The following is a 254-nucleotide window of genomic DNA, read 5'->3' as shown; positions in this document are numbered from 1 at the left end:
GCAGTCATCGGCGCCGCGCCTTCGGTCGCAACCATCTCCGCGTCTATCGCGCGCTGGAACAGGCCGGTGCAGGCATCCGCCTCGCCGCCTGCGCTGACCCCAGCGAATCCGCGCGTGCGGCCGTCGCCGCCGAATACGGCATCCCCGTCTTCGCCTCGGTCGACGATCTGCTCGCCGCAGGCCTTGGCATCGCCGCCGCCAGCGTCTGCACGCCCACTGTCCACCACGCCTCCGCCGCCATCGCGCTGCTTGAG

1 protein-coding gene is annotated in these 254 nt (G+C 72.0%); it reads left to right on the top strand.

Annotated features, from left to right (window positions below; translation table 11 throughout):
* Window positions 1-254: Gfo/Idh/MocA family oxidoreductase (locus JAO32_RS19845; RefSeq protein WP_334243627.1), on the top strand; the 254-nt coding region annotated here is incomplete at both ends.

This window comes from Terriglobus sp. ADX1 (assembly GCF_036877645.1).
Classification (GTDB): domain Bacteria; phylum Acidobacteriota; class Terriglobia; order Terriglobales; family Acidobacteriaceae; genus Terriglobus.
The sequence above is the reverse complement of the archived record's forward strand: the minus strand, read 5'-3'. Positions and strand labels throughout refer to the sequence as shown.